Origin of the sequence: Xanthomonas prunicola, from assembly GCF_025266575.1 — a bacterium.
GTDB classification, from domain to species: Bacteria; Pseudomonadota; Gammaproteobacteria; order Xanthomonadales; family Xanthomonadaceae; genus Xanthomonas; species Xanthomonas prunicola.
Map to the genome: position 1 here is coordinate 4,507,288 of NZ_CP096142.1, position 23,442 is coordinate 4,530,729.

At 64.5% G+C, this 23,442-nt stretch carries 23 protein-coding genes and 1 tRNA gene; 22 read left to right on the forward strand and 2 right to left on the reverse strand.

The genetic code is table 11. The features are described from left to right. Positions 1–58: 58 nt before the first annotated feature. Positions 59–985 (reverse strand): LysR family transcriptional regulator, encoded by a 927-nt coding sequence (locus M0D43_RS19280; RefSeq protein WP_252162643.1) that lies wholly within the window; start codon positions 983–985, stop codon positions 59–61. A gap of 105 nt (positions 986–1,090) precedes the next feature. Here M0D43_RS19280 and trpB point away from each other — a divergent pair, with 105 nt between their 5' ends. The 10 genes from trpB to M0D43_RS19330 all read left to right on the forward strand — a co-directional run bounded on the left by trpB (position 1,091) and on the right by M0D43_RS19330 (position 12,159). Continuing rightward, a complete protein-coding gene (trpB, locus tag M0D43_RS19285; RefSeq protein WP_252162644.1) occupies positions 1,091–2,308 on the forward strand; it encodes a tryptophan synthase subunit beta in 1,218 nt (405 codons plus the stop codon). 47 nt (positions 2,309–2,355) lie between these two features. After that, the gene (locus M0D43_RS19290; protein WP_252162645.1) at positions 2,356–2,823 is read left to right on the forward strand and encodes a hypothetical protein; all 468 of its coding nucleotides are present in this window, start codon (positions 2,356–2,358) and stop codon (positions 2,821–2,823) included. Beyond that, complete coding sequence (gene trpA / locus M0D43_RS19295) at positions 2,820–3,638, forward strand: tryptophan synthase subunit alpha (RefSeq protein ID WP_252162646.1); 819 nt, start codon at positions 2,820–2,822, stop codon at positions 3,636–3,638. Before M0D43_RS19290 ends, trpA begins: the two co-directional genes overlap by 4 nt. Positions 3,639–4,260: 622 nt before the next feature. Beyond that, a complete protein-coding gene (accD, locus tag M0D43_RS19300; protein ID WP_252162647.1) occupies positions 4,261–5,148 on the forward strand; it encodes an acetyl-CoA carboxylase, carboxyltransferase subunit beta in 888 nt (295 codons plus the stop codon). Continuing rightward, entirely contained in the window at positions 5,145–6,494 is a 1,350-nt protein-coding gene (gene glmM / locus M0D43_RS19305; RefSeq protein WP_252162648.1) for a phosphoglucosamine mutase, read from the forward strand. The genes accD and glmM overlap by 4 nt, the downstream gene beginning before the upstream one ends. Before the next feature lie 124 nt (positions 6,495–6,618). Further along, positions 6,619–7,557: an isopenicillin N synthase family dioxygenase gene (locus tag M0D43_RS19310; RefSeq protein WP_252162649.1), complete on the forward strand. Its 939-nt coding sequence runs from the start codon at positions 6,619–6,621 to the stop codon at positions 7,555–7,557. Between the two features lie 258 nt (positions 7,558–7,815). After that, positions 7,816–8,499 carry a methylamine utilization protein gene (locus tag M0D43_RS19315; protein ID WP_252165127.1) on the forward strand — a complete coding sequence of 228 codons (684 nt, stop codon included), beginning with the start codon at positions 7,816–7,818 and terminating at the stop codon, positions 8,497–8,499. After that, positions 8,496–10,862 (forward strand): putative bifunctional diguanylate cyclase/phosphodiesterase, encoded by a 2,367-nt coding sequence (locus M0D43_RS19320; protein ID WP_252162650.1) that lies wholly within the window; start codon positions 8,496–8,498, stop codon positions 10,860–10,862. The genes M0D43_RS19315 and M0D43_RS19320 overlap by 4 nt, the downstream gene beginning before the upstream one ends. Beyond that, positions 10,859–11,731, forward strand: a complete 873-nt coding sequence (locus M0D43_RS19325) for a DUF3034 family protein (protein WP_252162651.1) — start codon at positions 10,859–10,861, stop codon at positions 11,729–11,731. Before M0D43_RS19320 ends, M0D43_RS19325 begins: the two co-directional genes overlap by 4 nt. After that, the gene (locus tag M0D43_RS19330; RefSeq protein WP_252162652.1) at positions 11,731–12,159 is read left to right on the forward strand and encodes a group I truncated hemoglobin; all 429 of its coding nucleotides are present in this window, start codon (positions 11,731–11,733) and stop codon (positions 12,157–12,159) included. The genes M0D43_RS19325 and M0D43_RS19330 overlap by 1 nt, the downstream gene beginning before the upstream one ends. 202 nt (positions 12,160–12,361) lie before the next feature. On the opposite strand, the gene M0D43_RS19335 is transcribed toward M0D43_RS19330, so the two are convergent. Continuing rightward, positions 12,362–13,162: an SDR family NAD(P)-dependent oxidoreductase gene (locus M0D43_RS19335; protein ID WP_252162653.1), complete on the reverse strand. Its 801-nt coding sequence runs from the start codon at positions 13,160–13,162 to the stop codon at positions 12,362–12,364. Positions 13,163–13,274: 112 nt separating this feature from the next. Between M0D43_RS19335 and tpiA the strand changes: the two genes are divergently transcribed. The 12 genes from tpiA (at position 13,275) to nuoI (ending at position 23,441) form a co-directional block, all read left to right on the forward strand. Further along, complete coding sequence (gene tpiA / locus M0D43_RS19340) at positions 13,275–14,030, forward strand: triose-phosphate isomerase (RefSeq protein WP_252165128.1); 756 nt, start codon at positions 13,275–13,277, stop codon at positions 14,028–14,030. A 33-nt stretch (positions 14,031–14,063) separates the two neighbouring features. After that, a complete protein-coding gene (gene secG, locus M0D43_RS19345; protein ID WP_252162654.1) occupies positions 14,064–14,537 on the forward strand; it encodes a preprotein translocase subunit SecG in 474 nt (157 codons plus the stop codon). Positions 14,538–14,586: 49 nt separating this feature from the next. After that, positions 14,587–14,671 (forward strand) — tRNA-Leu (locus M0D43_RS19350). Positions 14,672–14,773: 102 nt separating this feature from the next. Then, a complete protein-coding gene (locus tag M0D43_RS19355; RefSeq protein ID WP_005991364.1) occupies positions 14,774–15,130 on the forward strand; it encodes an NADH-quinone oxidoreductase subunit A in 357 nt (118 codons plus the stop codon). Next, positions 15,121–15,675: a NuoB/complex I 20 kDa subunit family protein gene (locus M0D43_RS19360; protein WP_039420570.1), complete on the forward strand. Its 555-nt coding sequence runs from the start codon at positions 15,121–15,123 to the stop codon at positions 15,673–15,675. Before M0D43_RS19355 ends, M0D43_RS19360 begins: the two co-directional genes overlap by 10 nt. Before the next feature lie 36 nt (positions 15,676–15,711). Further along, entirely contained in the window at positions 15,712–16,464 is a 753-nt protein-coding gene (locus M0D43_RS19365; RefSeq protein ID WP_252162655.1) for an NADH-quinone oxidoreductase subunit C, read from the forward strand. Next, a complete protein-coding gene (locus M0D43_RS19370) occupies positions 16,461–17,768 on the forward strand; it encodes an NADH-quinone oxidoreductase subunit D (RefSeq protein ID WP_252162656.1) in 1,308 nt (435 codons plus the stop codon). The genes M0D43_RS19365 and M0D43_RS19370 overlap by 4 nt, the downstream gene beginning before the upstream one ends. After that, the gene (gene nuoE, locus M0D43_RS19375; RefSeq protein ID WP_005991372.1) at positions 17,765–18,292 is read left to right on the forward strand and encodes an NADH-quinone oxidoreductase subunit NuoE; all 528 of its coding nucleotides are present in this window, start codon (positions 17,765–17,767) and stop codon (positions 18,290–18,292) included. The genes M0D43_RS19370 and nuoE overlap by 4 nt, the downstream gene beginning before the upstream one ends. 3 nt (positions 18,293–18,295) lie before the next feature. After that, a complete protein-coding gene (gene nuoF, locus M0D43_RS19380) occupies positions 18,296–19,630 on the forward strand; it encodes an NADH-quinone oxidoreductase subunit NuoF (protein WP_252162657.1) in 1,335 nt (444 codons plus the stop codon). Then, positions 19,627–21,861 carry an NADH-quinone oxidoreductase subunit NuoG gene (gene nuoG / locus M0D43_RS19385; RefSeq protein WP_260807493.1) on the forward strand — a complete coding sequence of 745 codons (2,235 nt, stop codon included), beginning with the start codon at positions 19,627–19,629 and terminating at the stop codon, positions 21,859–21,861. The genes nuoF and nuoG overlap by 4 nt, the downstream gene beginning before the upstream one ends. Continuing rightward, positions 21,858–22,949 (forward strand): NADH-quinone oxidoreductase subunit NuoH, encoded by a 1,092-nt coding sequence (gene nuoH / locus M0D43_RS19390; RefSeq protein ID WP_252162659.1) that lies wholly within the window; start codon positions 21,858–21,860, stop codon positions 22,947–22,949. The genes nuoG and nuoH overlap by 4 nt, the downstream gene beginning before the upstream one ends. 3 nt (positions 22,950–22,952) lie before the next feature. Continuing rightward, complete coding sequence (gene nuoI / locus M0D43_RS19395) at positions 22,953–23,441, forward strand: NADH-quinone oxidoreductase subunit NuoI (RefSeq protein WP_101361428.1); 489 nt, start codon at positions 22,953–22,955, stop codon at positions 23,439–23,441. The last annotated feature ends 1 nt before the right edge of the window (position 23,442 follow it).

The window sequence follows — 23,442 nt, forward strand, 5'->3', positions numbered from 1 at the left end:
GCTGCTCTAAGTCATGGGCTGGCGATGCAGGTTTGCACCGAGCATCCGCAATTGCCGCTCAGGCGTTCCCTGCCTGCATGGCCGGTGAGGTGCGCTGGTCGTTGGCCAAGGCTTTTTCTAGCCACTCCGCCAGCCGTTCGATGCGTGGGTCCGGGTTGCGCTTTGCGGCACACAGTACCCAGCGGCCGCGCGTGGCGGTAAATCCCCACGGCGCCAGGAGGCGTCCGGCCGCCAGATCAGCCGCCACCAACGGCTGCGGCGCGATCGCGATCCCCAGGCCGGCGGCAGCGGCTTCCAGTAGATACACCAGGTGTTCGAATTCGGTGCCGAAGCGCAGGGCGTCGGGTGCCAGGCCCTGCGCCTGCGCCCATTCTGGCCAGGCTTGCGGGCGCGAGCGGGTGTGCAGCAGGGCGTGATCGCTCAGTGTGGCCGGGTCGTTCCCGTCGATCTGCAAGGTCGATGCGCGCTGCGGGCTCAGCACCGGTCCGATCCACTCCATGCCCAGCACATGCACCTGCCATTCGCTTGGCCAGGGCGGGGTGTCCAGCAGCAGGGTGGCATCCAGGCCGTCCAGGTCCGGGCCGGGCGGCTGTTCGCTGGCTGACAGGTGCAAGCGCACGTCAGGCAGGTCGTGCTGCAGCAGGTCCAGGCGCGGGATCACCCAGCGCGCCAGCAGGCTGCCGGAACACCCCAGCACCAGCGGCGCCTCGGCGACCGGGCGCTGCAACGCTGCCCAGGTCTGGCCGATCACACCAAAGCCTTCGCTGGTGGCATCGCGCAGCCGGGCGCCCGCCGCGGTCAGCACCAGGCCGCGGCCCTGGCGCGCAAACAGCGCAGTACCCAATGCGTGTTCCAGCGAACGCACGTGCCGGCTGATGGCGCCATGGGTGACGTGCAACTCCAGTGCAGCGCGGCTGACGCTCTGCAGACGAGCGGCAGATTCGAATGCACGCAGCGCCGCCAGCGGCGGAAGGGAGATGGTCATATGTGATTCCAGATCACAGGTGGCGGCAATCTTATCGATTTATCACACACTGCGGCTGCGCTAAAGTGACGTCTCTCGTATGACGCATTGCTGCAGAGGATTTCCATGTCGGCCCAGCCCATCAGTGACTTTTACGCCTATCCGGATGCTGCCGGCCATTTCGGCAAGTTCGGTGGCCGGTTCGTCGCCGAAACCTTGATCGGCCCGCTGCAGGAACTGGCCGCCGCCTACGATCAGGCGCGTCAGGACCCGGCCTTCATCGCCGAATACGACAAGGACCTCAAGCACTACGTCGGCCGGCCTAGCCCGATCTATCACGCCGAGCGGCTCAGCCGCGAAGTGGGCGGGGCGCAGATCCTGCTCAAGCGCGAAGACCTGAACCACACCGGCGCGCATAAGATCAACAACACCATCGGCCAGGCGCTGTTGGCCAGTCGCATGGGCAAGACCCGCATCATTGCCGAGACCGGTGCCGGCCAGCACGGCGTGGCCAGCGCCACGGTGGCGGCGCGGCTGGGCCTGGAATGCGTGGTCTACATGGGCGCCACCGATATCGAACGGCAGAAGATCAACGTCTACCGGATGCAGCTGCTGGGCGCGAAAGTGGTTCCGGTGACGTCCGGCTCGGCCACGCTCAAGGATGCGCTCAACGAAGCGATGCGCGACTGGGTCACCAATGTGCGCGACACCTTCTACATCATCGGCACCGTGGCCGGCCCGGATCCGTATCCGCGCATGGTGCGCGACTTCAACGCGATCGTGGGCCGCGAGGCGCGCGAGCAGATGCTGCAGGACTATGGCCGGCTGCCGGATGCGATCAGCGCCTGTGTCGGTGGCGGCAGCAATGCGATCGGTCTGTTTCACGCCTTCCTCAACGACCCGGGCGTCAAGATCTACGGTGCCGAAGCCGCCGGCGACGGCATCGCCACCGGCCGCCATGCCGCGTCCATCGCCGCCGGCCGCCCCGGTGTGCTGCACGGCAACCGCACCTACGTGATCTGCGACGACGACGGCCAGATCATCGAGACCCATTCAATCTCCGCCGGTCTGGATTACCCCGGCGTCGGGCCCGAGCACGCGTTCCTGTCCGACAGCGGCCGCGCGGTGTACCAGGGGATTACCGACGACGAAGCGATGGCCGCGTTCCATCTGCTGGCGCACACCGAGGGCATTCTCGCGGCGCTGGAATCCAGCCACGCGGTGGCGCAGTCGATCAAGCTGGCGCGCGAGCTGCCCAAGGACGCGCTGATCCTGTGCAACCTGTCCGGGCGTGGCGACAAGGACGTCCATACCATCGCCGCACGCGAAGGCATGGTGCTGTGATCGCAGCGCAGATGCGCACGCTGGGCGGCGGTGCGGCACTGCTGTGCATGTCTGCCCTCGCCCTGGCCGCGACGCCTGTGCCCGAACTGGATCGCAGCGGCGCCGTGCGGGTCGGTCAGCGCTTCAGTGCGTTGCAGGCAGGCGCGCGCTGGACACCTCTCAATGTGGGGCCGTTGGGACCGTGCGGCTATGTGGAAGCGGGGCTGCTACCCGATGCAGTGTCGATGATGGTCGAAGACGATCGCATCGTCCGGTTCGACGTCAGCGACCGAGGCGCGGTGGGCCCGTTCGGCATCCGGGTGGGCGACAGCGAAGCCGCCGCGCGGGCGCGCCTGCCGTCGGGCTACAGCGTCCAGCTGCATAAGTACGGCCGCGACGGCGGCAACGATCTTTATCTGACTTGGCGCGACCCGCAAGGCGAGTTCGCCGTTCGTTACGAAACCGGAGAAGGCACTGTGACATCGATGTACTGGGGAAGCTGGGATGCCGTGCAGTTGGTGGAGGGGGACGCATGAGCCGCGCGCCAGACCGTATCGCCACGCGTTTTGACGTCCTGCGTCAGGCCGGACGCAAGGCACTGATCCCCTTCATCACCGCCGGCGACCCGTCGCTGGAAGCCACCGTGCCGGTGATGCACGCGTTGGTGCGCGCCGGTGCCGACGTGATCGAACTCGGCGTGCCGTTTTCCGACCCGATGGCAGACGGCCCCACCATCCAGCGCAGCTCCGAACGCGCGCTGCGCCGCGGCGCCGGCCTGGCCTACGTGCTGGAAGCGGTGCACGAATTCCGCCGCGAAGACGCCACCACCCCGGTGGTGCTGATGGGCTACCTCAACCCGGTCGAGATCCACGGCACGCGTCGCTTTGCCGAAGCCGCAGTGGCTGCTGGCGTGGACGGTCTTCTGCTGGTGGACCTGCCGCCGGAAGAGGCCGACGAGACGCGCGCCATCTTTACCGAGGTCGGGCTGGCGCTGATCGCGCTGGCCTCGCCGACCACCAGCGAGCAGCGGCTGGACATGCTGTGCAGCACCGCGCAGGGCTATCTGTATTACGTCAGCTTTGCTGGCGTCACCGGCGCCTCCAACCTGCTCGACACCCACGCCGCCAGCGACCGCCTGCGCCAGCTGCGCCAGCGTGCCGGCGCACCGGTGGTGGCCGGCTTCGGCATCAAGGACGCCGCCAGCGCCGCCGCCATGGGGGTCGATGCCGATGGTGTCGTTGTCGGCAGCGCCCTGGTCGCGGCCCTGGCCGACGCCACCGACGTGCGCACTGCGCGCGAATGCGCCGAGGCTTTTCTGACGCCGCTGCGCCAGGCGCTGGATAAGGACTAGGACTAGAGCGTGTTATGCACTTTGAGATGAGATGCGTTGACCGTCAGCGGTGCGGAGCGGGCGCTCCGTGCCGCTGACGGCCAACCCTCAGGGAAGCGCCCTGTGGCGCGCCGATACCGCGTTGCGCGCCTTGCCCAGGCGGCCAGCCTGGGCCGCAGCGCACGCCTTGTCTCGACGCGCCACAGGACGCTTCGCACTCACCTCAAAGTACATAGCACGCTCTAGGGCAAGGCCCGTTTTCCGGCTGCTATGGGCTGTGTGGATCGCCAGGCGCGAGCGATGCCCCCATCCGCCCTTCGGGCACCTTCCCCCGCAGGCGGGGGAAGGCAGGTAGGTCAACTGTTGCGCTGAAGCCCCTCTCCCGCGCAGGAGGCAGTCGACCGTGGAGCACCTCCCCGCGCGCGCGAAGCCCCTCTCCCGCACGCGGGAGAGGGGTTGGGGTGAGGGCACCGGACGCAGGCAACGCCCCCGCGCACCCAAGAAGCAGCGCACCTGGCCACCCTCCCAACTGCCGCCCCACGCCCACATTCACCCGCCGCGCTACCTGGGCCTTCGCGCAGCGCGTTAGACTGTCGCCCCTCTGCGGCCCGCCAGGCCGCCCTGCATGGATTGTCATACACGCATGAGCTGGCTCAGCAAATTGATGCCCTCCGGCATCCGCACCGAAAACACTCCGGCCAAGAAGCGCAGCGTCCCCGAGGGCCTGTGGGAAAAGTGCAGCAACTGCGGGAGCGCGCTCTACGGCCCGGAACTCGAAGAAAACCTCGAGGTATGCCCGAAGTGCGATCACCATATGGCGATCCGCGCCCGCGCGCGCCTGAATTCCCTGTTCGACCCGGACACTGCGACCACCGAAATCGCTGCCCAGCTCGGGCCGGTCGATGTGCTCAAGTTCAAGGACCAGAAGCGCTACGGCGAACGCATCAAGGCCAGCCAGAAGGCCAGCGGCGAATACGACGCGCTGATCGCCATGCGCGGCACGCTCAAGGGCAATCCGTTGGTCGCCGCTGCGTTCGATTTCGCCTTCATGGGTGGCTCGATGGGGTCGGTGGTCGGCGAACGCTTTGCGCGTGCAGCCGAAGTGGCGCTGGAAATCGGTTGCCCGTTCGTGTGCTTCTCCGCCAGTGGCGGCGCCCGCATGCAGGAAGGCCTGTTCTCGTTGATGCAGATGGCCAAGACCTCGGCCGCGCTCGGTCGCCTGCGCGAAGCGGGCTTGCCGTACATCTCGGTGCTGACCCATCCCACCACCGGTGGCGTGTCGGCCTCGTTTGCGATGCTGGGCGACATCAACATTGCCGAGCCGCATGCGTTGATCGGCTTTGCCGGCCCGCGCGTGATCGAGCAGACCGTGCGCGAAACGCTGCCGGAAGGCTTCCAGCGCTCCGAGTTCCTGCTCGACCACGGCGCCATCGATCAGATCTGCGATCGCCGCGAGATGCGCGACCGCATTGCCGAGCTCACCGCGATGATGATGCGTCAGCCGCGTCCGCAGGACGCTGACGCCGCATGAGCGCACGCAAGTACTTCGGCACCGACGGCATCCGCGGTCGGGTCGGGCAGGGCGTGATCTCGGCCGATTTCGTGCTGCGGCTGGGAAATGCGCTCGGCCGCGTACTGACCCAGGGCCGCAGCAAGCGGCCGTTGGTGTTGATCGGCAAGGACACCCGCATTTCCGGCTACATGTTCGAAGCAGCGCTGGAAGCCGGCCTGGTTGCCGCAGGTGCCGACGTGCAGCTGATCGGCCCGATGCCAACCCCGGCCATCGCCTTCCTGACCAGCACGCTGCGCGCCGATGCCGGCGTGGTGATCAGCGCCTCGCATAATCCGCATTACGACAACGGCATCAAGTTCTTCTCTGCCGAAGGCGAGAAGCTCGATGACGCCACCGAAGCGGCGATCGAAGCGGCACTGGACGAGTCGTTCCACACCGTGGAATCCGAACGTCTGGGCAAGGCCATCCGCACGCGTGATGCGATCGGCCGCTACATCGAATTCTGCAAGGCCAGCGTGGCGCGTGGCTTCACCCTGCATGGGCTGAAGATGGTGCTGGACTGCGCGCATGGCGCCACGTATCACATCGCACCAATGCTGTACCGTGAGTTGGGCGCCGAGGTGGTGGTCATTGGCGCGGCGCCGGACGGGCTCAATATCAATGCCGGTGTCGGCTCGACGCATATCGACAACCTCGCCGCCAAGGTGCGCGAGTGCGGTGCGCATCTGGGCATCGCTTTCGACGGTGACGGTGACCGCGTGCTGATGGCCGACGATCAGGGCAACCCGGTCGATGGCGACGATCTGCTGTATGTGCTTGCGCGCTCGTGGCAGGCCAGTGGCCGGCTGACAGGCACCGTGGTCGGCACTTTGATGACCAATTACGGTCTTGAACAGGCATTGGCTGCGCTGAATATTCCGTTTCAGCGCGCCAAGGTCGGCGACCGCCACGTGCATCAGGCGCTGGTCGAAGGCGGCGGCACCTTGGGCGGCGAAACGTCCGGCCATCTGCTGTGCCTGGACCGCGCCACCACTGGCGACGGCATCGTCAGCGCACTGCAGGTGCTCGAAGCGCTGGGTCGCGATGGGCAGAGCTTGCGCCAGGCGCTCAGCAGCCTGAGCAAGGTGCCGCAGAAGACCATCAATGTGCGCCTGGATGGCGGTGCGGCCAAGGCCATTGTGGAAGCGGCCAACGTGCAACAGGCATTGCAGCAGGCGCAAGCCGCCGTTCAAGGCCGCGGCCGCGCGTTCCTGCGCCCCTCCGGCACCGAGCCGGTGGTGCGCGTGACCGTGGAAGCCGATGACGCGAGCCTGATGCAGGACACGCTTGATCGTCTCTCGGGTGCAGTGCGTGACGCGGCGTGAGTCAATCGTCATTGGCGTGTGCGTGGTCATCGCCAAGGCCGCGACGTTTTACCTGTTGTATCGCCTGCTGATCTGACCAGCAGGCTTTCTCTGGACCTTTTCGATTTCGACTGCAGACATCCGTATGAGCGCGCGCATCCCCACCCTGGACATCACCCGTTTCGACACCGACCGCGACGCCTTCGTCGCCGAGCTCGGAGCGGCCTATCGGCAGTGGGGCTTTGCCGGCATCCGCAATCACGGCATCGCGCAGACCGATATCGATGCGGCCTACGATGTGTTCAAGGCATTTTTCGCGTTGCCTGAAGAGGTCAAGCGCCGCTATCACGTGCCGGGCAGTGGCGGCGCACGGGGCTACACCGCCTTTGGCGTGGAAACCGCCAAGGATTCCAGACACTTCGACCTGAAGGAGTTCTGGCACATCGGTCGCGAGATTCCGGACCATTCGCCGTACCGCGACGTGATGGCGCCGAACCTGTGGCCGGAGGAAGTGCCAGGATTTCGCGAGCGCGGCTACCAGTTGTATCAGCAGCTCGACCAACTGGGCTCGCGCGTGCTCTCGGCGCTGGCGCTGCATATCGGTTTGCCGCAGGACTATTTCGTCGACAAGACCAACAACGGCAATTCGATCCTGCGCCCGATCCACTACCCGCCGATCACCAGCGACGACATCCCCAATGTACGCGCCGGTGCGCATGGCGACATCAATTTCATCACCTTGCTCGTCGGTGCCAGCGCGGCCGGGCTGGAAGTGCGCTCCAACGATGGCGAGTGGGTGCCGTTCACTGCCGACGCCGACACCATCGTGGTCAACATCGGCGACATGCTGCAGCGCCTGACCAACCACGTGTATCCGTCCACGATCCACCGCGTGGTCAATCCGCCGGGCGAAGCGGCGCGCAAGCCGCGCTATTCGGTGCCGTTCTTCCTGCATCCGAATCCGGATTTCCTGATCGATGTGCTGCCCTCCTGCATCAGTGCCGACAACCCCAGCCGTTACCCCGAACCGATCACCGCCCACGGCTTCCTGGAAGAGCGTCTGCGCGAGATCAAGCTGAAGTAACTCGGCGGTTATCGTGACCGTTGGCGATCGGGTTATTCATCGCCGAGCGCGCAACGCGCGGCTGCTCGCCTAAGCCGCGCATGGCCGCGTCCGCAACGCGTGCCATGACAGAGCCCACAGTTCTGTTCATGAAATTCCTCTCGTGTCTGGTTAAAGCTTGCGTTCACCCGCGCCGATAACTCAGGCTGATTGTTAGCGTGACGTCGGATTTGCCTGGCGTACGCTGCCGATTGCACGACATAGGGGGCGCGCATGCGGATGCGGTGGTTACAACAACTAGGTGCGGTGTCGTTACTGGCGCTGAGTGGCGCAGTGGCACCGGCCGCAGCGACGCCGGTCAGCGTCACCGTGACCGATGCAAACGGTGTCCTGGTCGATGCGGTGGTCAGTCTGGAATTGCCGCACCCCGCCGCAGCCAGCGCGGGCAAGGTGTTGGAGATGGATCAGGTCAACTCGCAGTTCGTGCCGGCGGTCTTGGCGGTGCGCACCGGGACCTCGGTGCGCTTTCCGAACAACGATCAGATCCGCCATCAGGTGTATTCGTTCTCGCCTGCCAAACGCTTTGAACTGCCGCTGTTTCAGGGCACCACCGCTGCGCCGGTGCGGTTCGATCAGGCCGGTCTGGTCACGGTGGGCTGCAACATCCACGACTGGATGCTGGGCTATATCGTGGTGCTGGAAACGCCGTACTTCGGCAAGACCGGCAGCGATGGTCGCGTGCAACTCGATGCCCCGGCAGGAAACTACACGCTGCGCGTCTGGCATCCACGCATCAAGGGCGCTGCGGTGGGCGAGCCGCTGGTGATTGCGCGCGATGCCGTGCAACGCAAGGTCACCCTGCAGACCACCGGCGCCGCCCCGGTCGCCGCGCCGCCGGACCAGCGCGTGCGCGCGCTGCAGGACAAGTTCCGTCGCGCCGATCCCAAGAAGCCGCACCCATGAGGGCGATGCGCCTGCATACGCGCATCGCGGCCTTGCTGGTGCTGGTCGTGCTGGCCACGCAGGCGTTGACCTTCATCGCCGTGCAGCTGGCGACCGAGCGCAGCGTCAAGGCGCAACTGGGCGAAGAACTGCAGATCGGCGAACGCGTCTGGGAGCGCATCAATCTGCGCCGCGATGAGCAATTGCTGCAGTCGGCATCTGTGCTGGCAGACGACTTCGGGTTTCGTGCCGCAGTGGCCAGCGGCGATGTGCCCACCATGCAGTCGGCGCTGCGCAACCATGCCGCGCGCATGTCTGCGCAGACCGCCGTGCTGCTCTCGCCAGATGGCCAATTCCTGACCGGGCTGGCCGACCTTCCGCAAGCCGAACAACTGCGTGCGGTGCAGGCGTTGTTGCAACAGGCGCAGCGCGATGGGCGCGCGGTCGGCGTGGTTGCCCTGGATCAACACATCGTGCGCCTGGCCGTGGTGCAGGTGCTGGCGCCCAGCCGCGTTGGCTGGATCGCGATCGGCAACGAATCCGGCGACGGCCTGGCACAGGATTTCCGTAGCACGACGGGACTGGATGCCACGTTCTTTACCGATGGACCGCCGGTCCGCGTGCTGGCATCCACTCTGGAGCCGGCGATGCGCGGCGAGTTCGCGCAGCAGTTGCCGGCTACCGAGCACACGCCGGCGGCGGCGATTCCGCTCAATCTGGGGCAGTCGCGCTACCTGGTCAAACTGCAATCGATCCAGGGCGGCAGTGACGTGCGGGTGGCCTTGCAGGCCTCGCTCGATCGCGCGGTCGCGCCCTATCGCATTCTCAAATTGCGCATCCTGCTGCTGGCCGGTCTGGCGACTGCTGCCGCGCTAGCGGTGGCGATCTTTCTGGCACGCAGCGTCAGCAAGCCGGTTGCGCAACTGGTGCAGGCGGCGCGCCGCATCCAGCGCGGCGATTATCAGACGGCGGTGGACGTTCCGCCCGGTCGCGAGCTCGCAGAGCTGGCCGATAGTTTCGGGCGCATGCAGCATCAGATCGCCAGCCGCGAGCAACACATCCTGCATCAGGCGCGGCACGACGCATTGACCGGGCTGCCCAATCGGGTCTGGCTGCTGGAACGGTTGAAAGAAGTGGTGGAGCAGACCGTGGCATCCGGTGGCACCGCAGCGGTGCTGATCCTGGATCTGGAGCGCTTCAAGGAACTCAACGACAGCCTGGGCCACGACTTCGCCGACCAAGTGTTGGTGGAGGCCGGGCGCCGGCTGGTGGAGGTCGTGCAGGAGCCCAATCTGGTGGGCCGGTTGGGCAGCGATGAATTCATGGTGGTCGTGGCGCAAGCCGATGCGGCCAGCGTGCAGCAGGATGCGCAGCGCCTGCTGCTACAGCTGCGTCGCCCGCTGGTATTGCCGCAGGCGCGTATCCAGCTCGAAGCCAGCATCGGCATCGCCCTGATTCCCGACCATGGCGCCGACCCGGATACCTTGTTGCGCCGCGCCGATATCGCGCGGCGCCAGGTCGGCACCACAAACGCTATCGGTCCCAGCGTCTATCGCCTGGGCCAGGACGAACAGCATCTGCGGCGGCTGCGCCTCACTGGCGATCTGCGTCAGGCCATCGGCGGTAACGAATTGACCCTGCGCTTCCAGCCCAAGATCTGCCTGCGCAGCGATCGCGTCGAACAGGTCGAAGTACTGGTGCGCTGGCATCACCCGGTGCTTGGCCCGATCGGCCCGGACGAATTCATTCCGCTCGCCGAGCACTCCGGCGTGATTCATCCGCTCACCCGTTATGTGCTGGACGAAGCGCTGCGCTGCCAGGCGCAATGGCGCGAGCAAGGGCTGGTACTTGGCATGGCAATCAACCTGTCCGCGCTCGATCTCTCCGACCCCGGCTTGCCCGACTTCGTGCGCGGCCGTCTGGAGCATCACGCCGTGCCGGCACAGTTGGTCACACTGGAACTGACCGAAAGCGCCTTAATGCGCGATGTCGAATTCGCACTGCACATGCTGCATCAGTTGCGCAGCGTGGGCGTGCGTCTGTCCATCGACGACTTCGGTACCGGTTATTCCTCGTTGGCCCAACTCAAGCGCATGCCGGTGAACGAATTGAAGATCGACAAGAGTTTCGTCATGCAGTTGGCCGAAGGCACCGACGATGCCTTCATCGTCCGCAGCACGATCGATCTGGGGCATAACCTGGGCCTCAGCGTCATCGCCGAAGGTGTCGAGAACGCCACCGCGCTGGCACTGCTACATGGCTACGGTTGCGACATGGTGCAGGGCTATCTGTATTCGCCACCGCTGGAAGAAGCGCCGCTGGTGGCCTGGTGCATGCGCCAACTCGGCATGACGTCTGCCTCTCATGCAGGTGCGCAGCGATGAGCGTGCGCCTGCGTGTTGTAGTGCTCGCTGCATCCGTTGCTGGTGCATTCGCGCCAGTACACGCAATGGCCGGCGACGGCCGCCTGCTCGCCACCGGCGGCGTCTCGATGATCGAAGGCAGCAGCGGTGGCGGCATCGTGCCGTGGGCCACGTTGTCCGGGTATGGCACGCGCGATGAACTCGGCACCGTGCTGTTCGCCACGCATGTGGACAGCGGCGATTACCGGCTCGATGTGCAAGGCGCCGCGCTGACGGTCGGCAATCGGCTGGAGCTGTCGCTTGCCCGCCAACGTCTGGACTTGGGCACCTTGCAGGACCGGCTTGGCTTGCCGTGGAATGCGCTCGGCCAGGACGTGTTTGGCGCCAAGTTGCGTCTGGCCGGTGATCTTGTGTACGGACATGCGCCGCAGGTCAGTCTGGGCGTGCAATACAAGCGCTTGCGTAACGGCACCTTGCCATTGGCGATCGGTGCGCGCGACGACCACGGCACCGACGTCTACGTCAGCGCAAGCCGCTTGTTGCTGCATGGCGCCGGCGGGTGTCAGTTGCTGCTCAACGGCACTTTGCGCGCCACCCGCGCCAACCAGACCGGCTTGCTCGGCTTCGGCGGCGATCGTCGCAACAGTTATCGTCTGGTCCCCGAGGCCAGTGCTGCGGTGGTGCTGTCGCCGTCCTGGGCGGTGGGCGTGGAATATCGCGACAAACCGAATAACCTCGGTTTCGCGCGCGAGCAAGCGTGGGCAGATGCATTCGTCGCCTGGTTCCCAAGCAAGCATGTCTCGTTGACTGCTGCATTCGCCGATCTTGGCGACATCGCCACGCTTGCCGATCAGCGCGGTCCTTATCTTTCCTTGCAGGTGGCGTTCTGATGAACCGATGGTTGCGCTGGTCCTTGCTGTGCATGCTCGGCCTGACCAGCGCCTGCGCCAGCACGCAATCGCGCCCCACGCTCTACGACGAACTCGGCGGGCAGGCCGGGATCGAAGCGCTGGTGGAAACCATGCTGTCGCGCATCGCCGACGACCAGCGCATCGTCGACAAGTTCGCGCGCGTCAACATCGTCATACTCAACGAGCGCCTGGTGCAGAAGTTCTGCCATGTCGCCGACGGCCCTTGCCCGGATACCGCCAAGTCGATGCAGCAGGCGCACGCGCACCTGGCCATTCGCGAAGGCGACTTCAATGCGCTGGTGGAGGATCTGAACTGGGCGATGGATCAGCGCAAGATTCCACGCCGCACGCAGAACCGCCTGCTGGCGCGGCTGGCGGCCATGCATGGCGAGATCGTCAATCACTGAGAGGCGCGATTGGTTTTCGCGCGTGTGGTTAGGCGCGTGAGCCGATGTTGGTGTGGACCGACATGCGCGTGCATCCACATCATTCGATGATCGATGCATGCGCTTGCGTGGTCATCCCACGCGCTCCAAGCACCGAGGTTGCAGGTAGGCACGAAGCGCCGCTGAGCACCGGCGATATCTCCCGCACGCGCAGCCTGCCGCCTCAATCCAGCGGTCGCACCCGATGCGAGCCGCGCGCCATCAGGCGCAAGGCAAACGCATGCGGCAGCAGCCGCAGTGCGGCATTGACCAGCCGATAGTGCCAGCCAGGGACCGCCAGCACCTGGCCGCGTTCCATTGCATCTATTCCGTACTCCGCTACGGCGTCGGCCTGTAGCCAGGCCCAGGCGGGCAGGGCGGACATCGCTTCGCGGGTGCCGGTCACGTCGTGGAATTCCGACCAGGCAAAGCCTGGACAGAGCGCGCACACCTTGACGCCGCAATCGGCGTTTTCCAGCGCAAGCGACTCGCTGAAGCGCAACAGAAAGCTCTTGCTGGCCGCGTACAGGGTCTGCCCATCGGCGCTCGGCGTCAGCGCCGCGAACGAGGCGACGTTGAGAATGCGGCCCTGGCCGCTGGCGCGGATCATCGGCAGCAACCGCCAGGTGAGTTCGCAGACCGCAGTCACCATCACCTGCAGAAAGCGCGCATGCGTGGCCCAGTCGTTATGCAGGTAACGACCCGGCACGCCGTACCCGGCGTTGTTGACCAGTGTGCCCACGGTCCAGCCATTGCGCTGGATCTGCGTCGCCAAGGCGTCGGCCGCGGCCGGGTCGGCCAGATCGGCCGGCAGCACTTCCACCCGCACCGCGCTGCGCAACTCATCGGCCAGTGCCTGTAGCCGATCCTCCCGGCGCGCGGTCAGGATCAACGGCACCCCACGTTTGGCATATGCCCGTGCGATCTCACGGCCGATGCCGCTGGAAGCGCCGGTGATCAACGCGAAGACAGGTGAAACGGACATGGCAGGTTCCTGTAGGGGGAGGTGTAAGACATGTGGCGGACAGAAGTGTGCCGGTTGCCGACAGGGCATGGGCTATTCTGTGGCCTGTCTTCAACTCAGGAACCTGCGCCTGATGCGTCGAAAGATCGTTGCCGGAAATTGGAAGCTGCATGGCAGCCGCGCCTTCGCCACCGAGTTGGTGGCCAAGCTCGCCGCGCACATGCCCCTGGAGGGTGTCGAGGTCGTCATCCTGCCGCCACTGCCTTACCTCGGCGACCTGATCGAGGATTTCGAGGCCCATCACCTGGCGTTCGGAGCCCAGGACGTCAGCAGCAATGAGAAGGGTGCTTACACCGGCGAGGTGTCGGCCTCGATGCTGGTCGATGTCGGTGCCGTGTACGGGTTGGTCGGCCATTCCGAGCGCCGTCAGTATCATCAGGAGAGTAGCGAACTGGTGGCGCGTAAGTTCGCCGCCGCCATCCATGCTGGGCTGATTCCGGTGCTGTGCGTGGGCGAATCGCTGGAACAACGTGAAGCTGGTCAGACTGAGGCAATCCTCCGTGCCCAGCTCGAGCCGGTCCTGGCGCTGGTTGGCAGTGACGGTTTCGCAGGCGCAGTGCTGGCCTATGAACCGATCTGGGCCATTGGCACCGGCCGTACCGCCACCCCGGAGCAGGCCCAGGCCGTGCACGCCTTCCTGCGTGGCGAAGTCGCGAAGGCGGATGCTAGAATTGCCGATTCATTGCCCATCCTGTACGGGGGCAGTGTCAAGCCTGATAACGCCGGCGAGCTGTTCGCACAGCCCGATGTCGACGGCGGGCTTGTCGGAGGCGCCTCCTTGGTGGCCGAAGACTTCCTGGCCATTGCGCGTGCGGCGGCCGCTTGTTAACCCATTAAGTTTTGTCCGGGGACGGATTTCGAGATGCTGATGTTGATCCTCAATGTGGTCTACGTGCTGGTCGCGCTGGCGATGATTGCGCTGATCCTGATGCAGCGTGGCGCAGGTGCGGCGGCCGGTTCCGGCTTCGGTGCTGGCGCTTCTGGCACCGTGTTCGGTTCGCAGGGGGCGTCGAACTTCCTGTCCAAGTCGACCAAGTGGTTGGCGGTGGTGTTTTTCAGCATCAGCCTGTTCATGGCGTGGTATGCCACGCACGGCGCTCGTCCGACTGATCAGAACCTGGGTGTGATGTCGCAGTCGGCAACGCCGGCTCCGGCTGCCGCCGGCGAGCTGACCCAGCCGTTGCCGCAGGCGCCTGCCGCCGGTGCGGTACCGACCGCTCCGGCGCAGCCGGTTCCTGCCGCCGCGCCGGCAGCAGCGCCAGCGCAGTCCGCACCGGCGCAGCCGGCGCCTGCAGCACGCGAAGAAAACGCTTCAGAACCAGCACAAAAACGCTGAAGCCGGTTACAATACGCTGCGCACTGGGATGCCCAGCGGCGCGACGTATGCCCAGGTGGCGGAATTGGTAGACGCACTACCTTGAGGTGGTAGCGACTTAGGTCGTAGGGGTTCGAGTCCCCTCTTGGGCACCATTGTTTGGCTGCAGTTCCTGCGCATCGTTCGTCGCGCGCGGGGTCTGCCTATACCCCATGCCGGCACGCGGCGCGTGTGGGCAGAGGCAAGAGAGAATCGCTGTGCTGGCCGAATATTTGCCGAGTCTGCTGTTTCTGATCGTCGCCACCGGTATCGGCATCGTGCTGATGTTGATTGGTCGGTTCCTCGCTCCGCGCAGCCCGGACGCGCGCAAGCTTTCTCCGTACGAGTGTGGCTTCGAGGCATTCGAAGACGCGCGCATGAAGTTCGATGTGCGCTACTACCTCATCGCGATCCAGTTCATCGTGTTCGATCTGGAAATCATCTTCATCGTGCCGTGGACGCAGGTGTTCATGGAGATCGGCGCACGTTCGCTGGTCACCATGGGGCTGTTCGTCGGCATGTTGTTCCTGGGCTTTATCTACGTGTGGAAGAAGGGAGCGCTGGAATGGGAGTGATTCAGACCCTGGATCGTCTGATGACCAACCCGATGCCGGAAGGCCGGGTGGAAGACATCCTGCGCCCGGACGGCGAAAACCCGCTGCTCGAAAAGGGCTATGTGACCACCAGCGTCGATGCGCTGCTGAACTGGGCGCGTACCGGCTCGATGTGGCCGATGACCTTCGGTCTGGCCTGCTGCGCGGTCGAAATGATGCATGCGGGCGCCTCGCGCCTGGATCTTGACCGTTACGGCGTGGTGTTCCGCCCGTCGCCGCGTCAGTCCGACGTGATGATCGTCGCCGGTACCCTGGTCAACAAGATGGCCCCGGCGCTGCGCAAGGTCTACGACCAGATGCCGGATCCGAAGTGGGTCATTTCGATGGGCAGCTGCGCCAATGGCGGCGGCTACTACCATTATTCGTATTCGGTGGTGCGCGGTTGCGATCGCATCGTGCCGGTGGACATCTATGTCCCGGGCTGCCCGCCGACCGCCGAGGCGCTGGTCTACGGCATCTTGCAGCTGCAGAAGAAGATCTGGCGTACCCAGACGATCGCGCGCTGACACCCGTCTTCTTCCACCGAGAGCAGCCAAGCCCCCATGGCAGAGCAAGCATCCTCCTTCACTGACCGACTTGCGGCACGTTTCGCCGGTGCGCAGATTGCCGTGGCCTTGCCGCGCGGCGAAGTGACGCTGGAAGTCGCTGCGGCCGATTGGCACGCCACTTGTCTGGCCCTGCGCGACGAGCTCGGTTTCGAACAGCTCAGCGATCTGTGCGGCGTCGATTACCTGGGCTACGGCAGCGACGAGTGGGATACCGCCGACGTGTCGTCGCAGGGCTTCAGCCGCGGCGTCGAGGGCAAGGCCGTCGGTCGTTTCGCCTGGGGCGAATTTCCCAGCCAGGAAAGCTCCACCGGCGCCCATCCGCAGCACATGCCCAAGCAGCGCTTTGCGGTGGTCGCCCAGTTGATCTCCTACCAGCACAACCAGCGTCTGCGCGTGCGGTGCTACGCACCGGACGAACAGGTGCCGGTGGTGGCGTCGGTGACCGATATCTGGCCGGGCGTGAACTGGTTCGAACGCGAAGCCTTCGACCTGTTCGGCATCGTCTTCGATGGCCATCCGGACCTGCGCCGCATCCTGACCGACTACGGATTCGTCGGCCACCCGTTCCGCAAGGATTTCCCGCTGATCGGCAACGTCGAAGTGCGTTATGACGAAGAGCGCAAGCGTGTGGTGTACGAGCCGGTGACGTCGGTCGAGCCGCGCGTCGGTGTGCCGCGCGTGATTCGCGACGATGCCCGTTATGAGACTGCCGCTGGTGAAGTGGGCAAGTCGGAGACTGCCAAGTGAGTGAGTTCCGCCAGGCGACCGATGCCTTCGCGAGCAATCCTGTCGAAAGCAAGCAGGAAATCCGCAATTACACGATGAATTTCGGCCCGCAGCATCCTGCGGCGCACGGCGTGCTGCGCCTGATCCTGGAAATGGACGGCGAAACCGTGGTGCGTGCCGATCCGCATATCGGCCTGCTGCACCGTGGCACCGAGAAGCTGGCCGAGTCCAAACCGTTCAACCAGTCGGTTCCGTACATGGATCGCCTGGATTACGTGTCGATGATGTGCAACGAACACGCTTACGTGCGCGCGATCGAGTCCCTGATGGGCATCGAGGCGCCCGAGCGTGCGCAGTACATCCGCACCATGTTCGACGAGATCACCCGCATCAAGAACCACCTGATGTGGGTCGGTTCCAACGCGCTCGATCTGGGCGCGATGGCGGTGATGCTGTACGCGTTCCGCGAGCGCGAAGAATTGATGGACGTCTATGAGGCCGTCAGTGGCGCGCGCATGCACGCTGCCTACTACCGTCCCGGCGGCGTGTATCGCGATCTGCCCGATCGCATGCCCAAGTACAAGGAATCCCGCTGGCACAAGGGCGGGGCACTGAAGAAGCTCAATGCAGCGCGCGAAGGCTCGATGCTGGACTTCCTCGAGGATTTCACCAATACCTTCCCGTCGCGTGTGGACGAGTACGAGACGCTGCTGACCGATAACCGTATCTGGAAGCAGCGTACCGTCGATGTCGGCATCATCAGCCCGGATCTGGCGCGTGCCTGGGGCATGACCGGCCCGATGCTGCGTGGTTCGGGCATCGAGTGGGATCTGCGCAAGAAGCAGCCGTACGCCAAGTACGACGCAGTGGAGTTCGATATCCCGGTCGGCACCAACGGCGACTGCTACGACCGCTACCTGGTGCGCGTGGCCGAGATGCGCGAATCCAACCGCATCATCAAGCAGTGCGTGAAGTGGCTGAAGGCCAACCCAGGCCCGGTCATGGTCACCAATTTCAAGGTCGCTCCGCCAAGCCGCGAAGGCATGAAGGACGACATGGAAGCGCTGATCCATCACTTCAAGCTGTTTAGTGAAGGTTACTGCGTGCCGGCCGGCGAAACCTACAGCGCGGTCGAAGCGCCCAAGGGCGAGTTCGGTTGCTACCTGATGTCCGATGGCGCCAACAAACCGTTCCGCGTGCATCTGCGCGCGCCGGGTTTTGCGCATCTGTCGTCGATGGACGCAGTGGTGCGTGGCTATTTGCTGGCCGACGTCGTGGCGATGATCGGCACTTACGATTTGGTTTTCGGTGAGGTTGACCGATGAAGGCGACGGGTAATTTCGAAGCGGCGCGCGACGTCGATCCGCAGGTGGTGCTGAGCGACAAGACGCGCGCGCACATCGATCACTGGCTGGCCAAGTTTCCGCCCGATCGCAAGCGTTCGGCGGTGCTGCAGGGCCTGCATGCTGCGCAGGAGCAGAACCAGGGCTGGCTGACCGATGAGCTGATCGTCGGTGTGGCCAAGTATCTGGAACTGCCGCCGGTGTGGGCTTACGAGGTCGCCAGCTTCTACTCGATGTTCGAGACCGAGAAGGTCGGCCGCCACAACGTGGCGTTCTGCACCAACATCAGCTGCTGGCTCAACGGCGCCGAAGATCTGCTGGCGCACGCCGAGAAGAAACTGGGTTGCAAGCTGGGGCAGTCGACGGCCGATGGTCGCGTCTACCTCAAGCGCGAAGAAGAATGCCTGGCGGCCTGCTCCGCGGCGCCGATGATGGTCATCAATGGCCACTATCACGAGCACCTGACGAAAGAGAAGGTTGACGCGCTGCTGGACGGGCTGGAGTAAGACATGGCACATCATCACGCACCTACAGGTCCGGTCGGTCCGGCGCCGTTGCCCCATCAGGTCGTCTATACGACGCTGCATTACGACACCCCTTGGTCGTATGAGAGCTATCTGAAAACCGGTGGCTACGCTGCGCTACGTAAGATCCTCGAAGAGAAGATTCCGCCGGCCGACGTCATCGAAATGGTCAAGGCATCGAACCTGCGCGGCCGCGGTGGCGCAGGCTTCCCGACCGGTCTGAAGTGGTCGTTCATGCCCAAGGGCAACATGCAGAAGTACATCCTGTGTAATTCGGACGAATCCGAGCCGGGCACCTGCAAGGACCGCGACATCCTGCGTTACAACCCGCACTCGGTGGTGGAGGGCATGGCGATCGCCTGCTACGCCACCGGCTCTACCGTGGGCTATAACTACCTGCGTGGCGAGTTCCACCACGAGCCGTTCGAGAACTTCGAGCTGGCGCTGGCCGATGCCTATGCCAACGGCTGGCTGGGCAAGAACATCCTCGGCAGCGGCGTGGATATCGATATCTACGGTGCGCTGGGTGCCGGCGCTTACATCTGCGGCGAAGAAACCGCATTGATGGAATCGCTGGAAGGCAAGAAAGGGCAGCCGCGCTACAAGCCGCCGTTCCCGGCCAACTTCGGCCTGTACGGCAAGCCGACCACCATCAACAACACCGAAACCTACGCGTCGGTGCCGGCGATCATTCGCAACGGCCCGGAGTGGTTTCTGGGCTTGAGCAAGACCAAGAACGGCGGCCCGAAGATCTTCTCGGTGTCCGGTTGCGTGCAGAAGGGCGGCAATTTCGAAGTGCCGCTGGGCACCACGTTTGACGAACTGCTGGAAATGGCCGGCGGCCTGCGTCCGGGCCGCAAGCTCAAGGGCGTGGTGCCCGGCGGCGTGTCGATGCCGGTGCTGAAGGCCGACCAGGTCGCTGGTCTGCAGATGGATTACGACACCTTGCGCGCGCTCGGTACCGGCCTGGGATCGGGTGCGATCGTGGTGCTGGACGACAGCGTCTGCTGCGTGCGTTTCGCTTGCCGCATCTCGCAGTTTTTCCACAAGGAATCCTGCGGCCAGTGCACGCCGTGCCGCGAAGGCACCGGCTGGATGCACCGCGTGCTGGAGCGCATCGTCGCCGGCAAGGCCACGATGGAAGACCTGCACCAGCTGCGTACCGTGGCCGGCCAGATCGAAGGCCATACCATCTGCGCGTTCGGTGAAGCGGCGGCATGGCCGATTCAGGGCTTCCTGCGCCAGTTCTGGGACGAGTTCGAGTACTACATCGTCAACGGTCGTTCGATCGTCGATACGCACGTCGGAGTGGCTGCATGAGCGCCCAACCAGTGAACCCGAACGTGCCACCGGACCATGTCACCGTCGAAATCGACGGTCAGTCTCTGGTGGTGCCGAAGGGCTCGATGATCATCCAGGCGGCCGACAAGGCCGGCATCCCGATCCCGCGCTTCTGCTACCACGAGAAGCTGCCGATCGCGGCCAACTGCCGCATGTGCCTGGTCGATGTCGAAAAGTCGCCGAAGCCGTCGCCCGCCTGCGCCACGCCGGTGATGGACGGCATGAAGGTCACCACGCGGAGCGAAAAGGCGCTGAAGTACCAGCGCAGCGTGATGGAGTTCCTGCTGATCAACCACCCGCTGGACTGCCCGATCTGCGATCAGGGCGGCGAGTGCGAGCTGCAGGACGTCTCGCTCGGCTACGGCCGTTCGGTCAGCCGTTTCAACGAGCGCAAGCGCGTGGTGCCGGACGAGGATATCGGTCCGTTGGTCGCCACCGAGATGACCCGCTGCATCCAGTGCACCCGTTGCGTGCGCTTCACTGCAGACATCGCCGGTACCTACGAGTTGGGTGGCATGTATCGCGGTGAAAACCTGCAGATCGGCACCTACGACGGCAAGCCGCTGACCACCGAAATTTCCGGCAACGTCATCGACGTGTGCCCGGTGGGCGCGCTGACCAACAAGGTGTTCCAGTTCCGCGCACGTCCGTGGGAATTGATGGCGCGCGAGTCGCTGGGCTACCACGATGCGATGGGCTCGAACCTGTTCCTGCACGTACGTCGCGGCGAAGTGCTGCGCACCGTGCCGCGCGAGAACGAGGCGGTCAACGAGTGCTGGCTGTCCGATCGCGACCGTTACTCGCATCAGGGTCTGTACTCCGAAGACCGTGCGGTCAAGCCGCTGACGAAGATCAACGGCGAGTGGACCGAAGTGAGCTGGACCGAAGGTCTGGCCGCTGCGACCCAGATCCTGCGCGACAACGCTGGCGATCAGCTTGGCGTCCTGGTGCATCCATCCACCTCCAACGAGGAAGGCGCGCTGCTGGTGCGTCTGGCCGAAGGTCTGGGTAGCGGCAATCTGGATCACCGTCTACTCACTCGCGATTTTTCCGACGCTGCGGTGGCCGAAGCCTTTGCAACGCCGCTGGCCGAGATCGAACAGGCCGATGTGGTGGTGTTGTTCGGCACCAACGTGCGGCATGAATTGCCGTTGCTGCATGCACGTCTGCGCAAGGCGCAGGTGCAGAACCGCACCCAGATTCACTCGGTCAATCCGGTCGATTTCGATTTTGCTTTTACTCAGGCGAGCCGCACCGTGGTGGCGCCGTCGCAGCTGGCAGCTGCGCTCGACGACGCAACACTGCGCGATGCGGTCAAGGGCGCAAGCCGGGCCGTCATCGTGGTCGGCGGCTTGGCCGAAAACCATCCGCAGGCTGCGGCGCTGCGTGCTGCTGCACGCGATTTTGCCGCCGCAACCGGCGCATCGTTGTGCCGCATCCCGCAGGGTGCCAATGCCGTCGGTCTGGTGTCGCAGGGCGTGCTGCCCACCGCGCGCGATGTCGCCGGCATGCTGGCTCAGCCGCGTCAGGCCTACGTGTTGTATGGCATCGAGCCGGGTCTGGATTTTGCCAATGCCGCCGCTGCACGCAGTGCGTTGGCTGGTGCCAAGGTCGTTGCATTCAGCCAGTTCGCCTGCGCGTCGACGCGCGATGTGGCCGATGTGATCCTGCCGATCGGTGCGTTGCCGGAAATCGATGCATCGCTGACCAATCTCGATGGTCGCGTGCAGACCGCACGTGCTGCAGGCCGCCTGCCGGTCGAAGCGCGCGAGGGTTGGCGCGTGTTGCGTGCACTCGGTGGTGAGCTGGGTCTGGCCGGGTTCGAATTCATCGACCTGGTTGGCCTGCGCGCCGGCATGCAGAACCGCGATGTGCGCCCGGTGGCCTCGGCTCAGCCGCAGGCCACCCATGACGGGCTGGAGGTTGCGGCAACCGCTGCGATCTATCGCACCGATGCGGTGGTACGTCGCGCCGCTGCGCTGCAATCGCATCCGCTCAACATCGCACCGTGCGTGGCGATGCATCCGGAGCAGGCTGCGCAGTTGCAGGTCCAGGCCGGTCAGATGGTCAAGGTCGGTACCGACGCCGGCAAGGCGACGTTGCCGGTGGTGCTGGACAAGCGCGTCGCACCGGGCACGGTGTGGATCGAATCCGGCCATGGCGCAACCGCGCCGCTCGGTGCCGGTCGTGTAACGGTGGTGGCTGCATGAACGAATTGCTGTTGAACCTGGTCGACCCCTTGCACCAGTGGTTTCTGGGACTGGGCGATGGCGGCGTGGTGCTCTGGTCGATATTGAAGATCCTGCTGATCGCCGTGCCGGTGATTATCTCGGTGGCCTTCTACGTGGTCTGGGAGCGCAAGCTGATTGGCTGGATGCACGTGCGCCACGGGCCCATGTATGTGGGTATGGGCATCTTCCAGGCCTTCGCCGACGTGTTCAAACTTCTGTTCAAGGAGATCCTGCAGCCGAGCAGCTCGCACAAGGCGATGTTCATCATCGCCCCGTTGCTGACCCTGGCACCTGCATTCGCCGCGTGGTCGGTGGTGCCGTTCGATGCGAAGCTGGTGTTGTCCAACGCCAATGTTGGTTTGCTGTATCTGCTGGCGATGACCTCGCTGGGCGTGTACGGCATCATCCTCGCCGGCTGGGCCTCCAACTCCAAGTACGCCTTCCTGGGTGCGATGCGCTCGGCAGCGCAGGTGGTCAGCTACGAAATCGCGATGGGCTTTGCGCTGGTCGGCGTCATGATCGCTTCCGGCAGCGTCAACCTCAGCCAGATCGTGTTTGCGCAAGCGGGTAACTCCGGCTTCTTCGACTGGTTCCTGATTCCGCTGTTCCCCTTGTTCATCGTGTACTGGGTCTCCGGCGTTGCCGAAACCAACCGCGCGCCGTTCGACGTGGTGGAAGGCGAATCGGAAATCGTCGCCGGCCACATGGTGGAATATTCGGGCGGTGCATTCGCACTGTTCTTCCTGGCCGAATACGCCAACATGATTCTGGTCAGCTTCCTGATCTCGATCTTCTTCCTCGGCGGCTGGCTGAGCCCGATCCAGGGTTGGGTCACTGCGGATATCTCGCCGTGGGTCAATTGGGTGTGGACCGGCGGTTGGCCGTGGCTGCTGATGAAGGTGTTCTTCTTCGCCAGCGCCTACATCTGGTTCCGTGCCAGCTTCCCGCGCTACCGCTACGACCAGATCATGCGTCTGGGCTGGAAGGTGTTCATTCCGCTCACGATCGTGTGGATCGCAGTGACGGCATTGATGGTGTTTTACGGCGTGATCCAGAAGGGCGTGTAATTGATGAACAAGATCACCCATTACTTCAAGAGCTTGCTCCTGCTCGAACTGCTCGGAGGCTTGTGGCTGACGTTGAAATACACGTTCAAGCCCAAGTACACCGTGCTGTATCCGATGGAGAAGTTCCCGCAATCACCGCGTTTTCGTGGCCTGCATGCGCTGCGCCGCTACCCCAACGGCGAAGAGCGCTGCATCGCCTGCAAACTGTGCGAAGCGGTGTGCCCGGCGCTGGCAATCACCATCGATTCGGCCAAGCGCGAAGACGGTAGTCGCCGCACGACGCGTTACGACATCGACCTGTTCAAGTGCATCTTCTGCGGTTTCTGTGAGGAAAGCTGCCCGGTGGACTCGATCGTCGAGACGCACATCCTCGAGTATCACTTCGAGAAGCGTGGCGAAAACATTATCAACAAGCCGCAGTTGCTGGCGATCGGAGACCGGTTAGAAACCGAGATCGCCGAGCGTCGCGCTGCCGATGCCGCCTTCCGTTGAG

Bases quoted from the DNA above. Each gene is read 5' to 3' on its own strand.
- M0D43_RS19280 (WP_252162643.1), bottom strand. From the start codon at position 985: ATGACCATCTCCCTTCCGCCGCTGGCGGCGCTGCGTGCATTCGAATCT.
- trpB (WP_252162644.1), top strand. From the start codon at position 1,091: ATGTCGGCCCAGCCCATCAGTGACTTTTACGCCTATCCGGATGCTGCC.
- M0D43_RS19290 (WP_252162645.1), top strand. From the start codon at position 2,356: ATGTCTGCCCTCGCCCTGGCCGCGACGCCTGTGCCCGAACTGGATCGC.
- trpA (WP_252162646.1), top strand. From the start codon at position 2,820: ATGAGCCGCGCGCCAGACCGTATCGCCACGCGTTTTGACGTCCTGCGT.
- accD (WP_252162647.1), top strand. From the start codon at position 4,261: ATGAGCTGGCTCAGCAAATTGATGCCCTCCGGCATCCGCACCGAAAAC.
- glmM (WP_252162648.1), top strand. From the start codon at position 5,145: ATGAGCGCACGCAAGTACTTCGGCACCGACGGCATCCGCGGTCGGGTC.
- M0D43_RS19310 (WP_252162649.1), top strand. From the start codon at position 6,619: ATGAGCGCGCGCATCCCCACCCTGGACATCACCCGTTTCGACACCGAC.
- M0D43_RS19315 (WP_252165127.1), top strand. From the start codon at position 7,816: ATGCGGTGGTTACAACAACTAGGTGCGGTGTCGTTACTGGCGCTGAGT.
- M0D43_RS19320 (WP_252162650.1), top strand. From the start codon at position 8,496: ATGAGGGCGATGCGCCTGCATACGCGCATCGCGGCCTTGCTGGTGCTG.
- M0D43_RS19325 (WP_252162651.1), top strand. From the start codon at position 10,859: ATGAGCGTGCGCCTGCGTGTTGTAGTGCTCGCTGCATCCGTTGCTGGT.
- M0D43_RS19330 (WP_252162652.1), top strand. From the start codon at position 11,731: ATGAACCGATGGTTGCGCTGGTCCTTGCTGTGCATGCTCGGCCTGACC.
- M0D43_RS19335 (WP_252162653.1), bottom strand. From the start codon at position 13,162: ATGTCCGTTTCACCTGTCTTCGCGTTGATCACCGGCGCTTCCAGCGGC.
- tpiA (WP_252165128.1), top strand. From the start codon at position 13,275: ATGCGTCGAAAGATCGTTGCCGGAAATTGGAAGCTGCATGGCAGCCGC.
- secG (WP_252162654.1), top strand. From the start codon at position 14,064: ATGCTGATGTTGATCCTCAATGTGGTCTACGTGCTGGTCGCGCTGGCG.
- M0D43_RS19360 (WP_039420570.1), top strand. From the start codon at position 15,121: ATGGGAGTGATTCAGACCCTGGATCGTCTGATGACCAACCCGATGCCG.
- M0D43_RS19365 (WP_252162655.1), top strand. From the start codon at position 15,712: ATGGCAGAGCAAGCATCCTCCTTCACTGACCGACTTGCGGCACGTTTC.
- nuoE (WP_005991372.1), top strand. From the start codon at position 17,765: ATGAAGGCGACGGGTAATTTCGAAGCGGCGCGCGACGTCGATCCGCAG.
- nuoF (WP_252162657.1), top strand. From the start codon at position 18,296: ATGGCACATCATCACGCACCTACAGGTCCGGTCGGTCCGGCGCCGTTG.
- nuoG (WP_260807493.1), top strand. From the start codon at position 19,627: ATGAGCGCCCAACCAGTGAACCCGAACGTGCCACCGGACCATGTCACC.
- nuoH (WP_252162659.1), top strand. From the start codon at position 21,858: ATGAACGAATTGCTGTTGAACCTGGTCGACCCCTTGCACCAGTGGTTT.
- nuoI (WP_101361428.1), top strand. From the start codon at position 22,953: ATGAACAAGATCACCCATTACTTCAAGAGCTTGCTCCTGCTCGAACTG.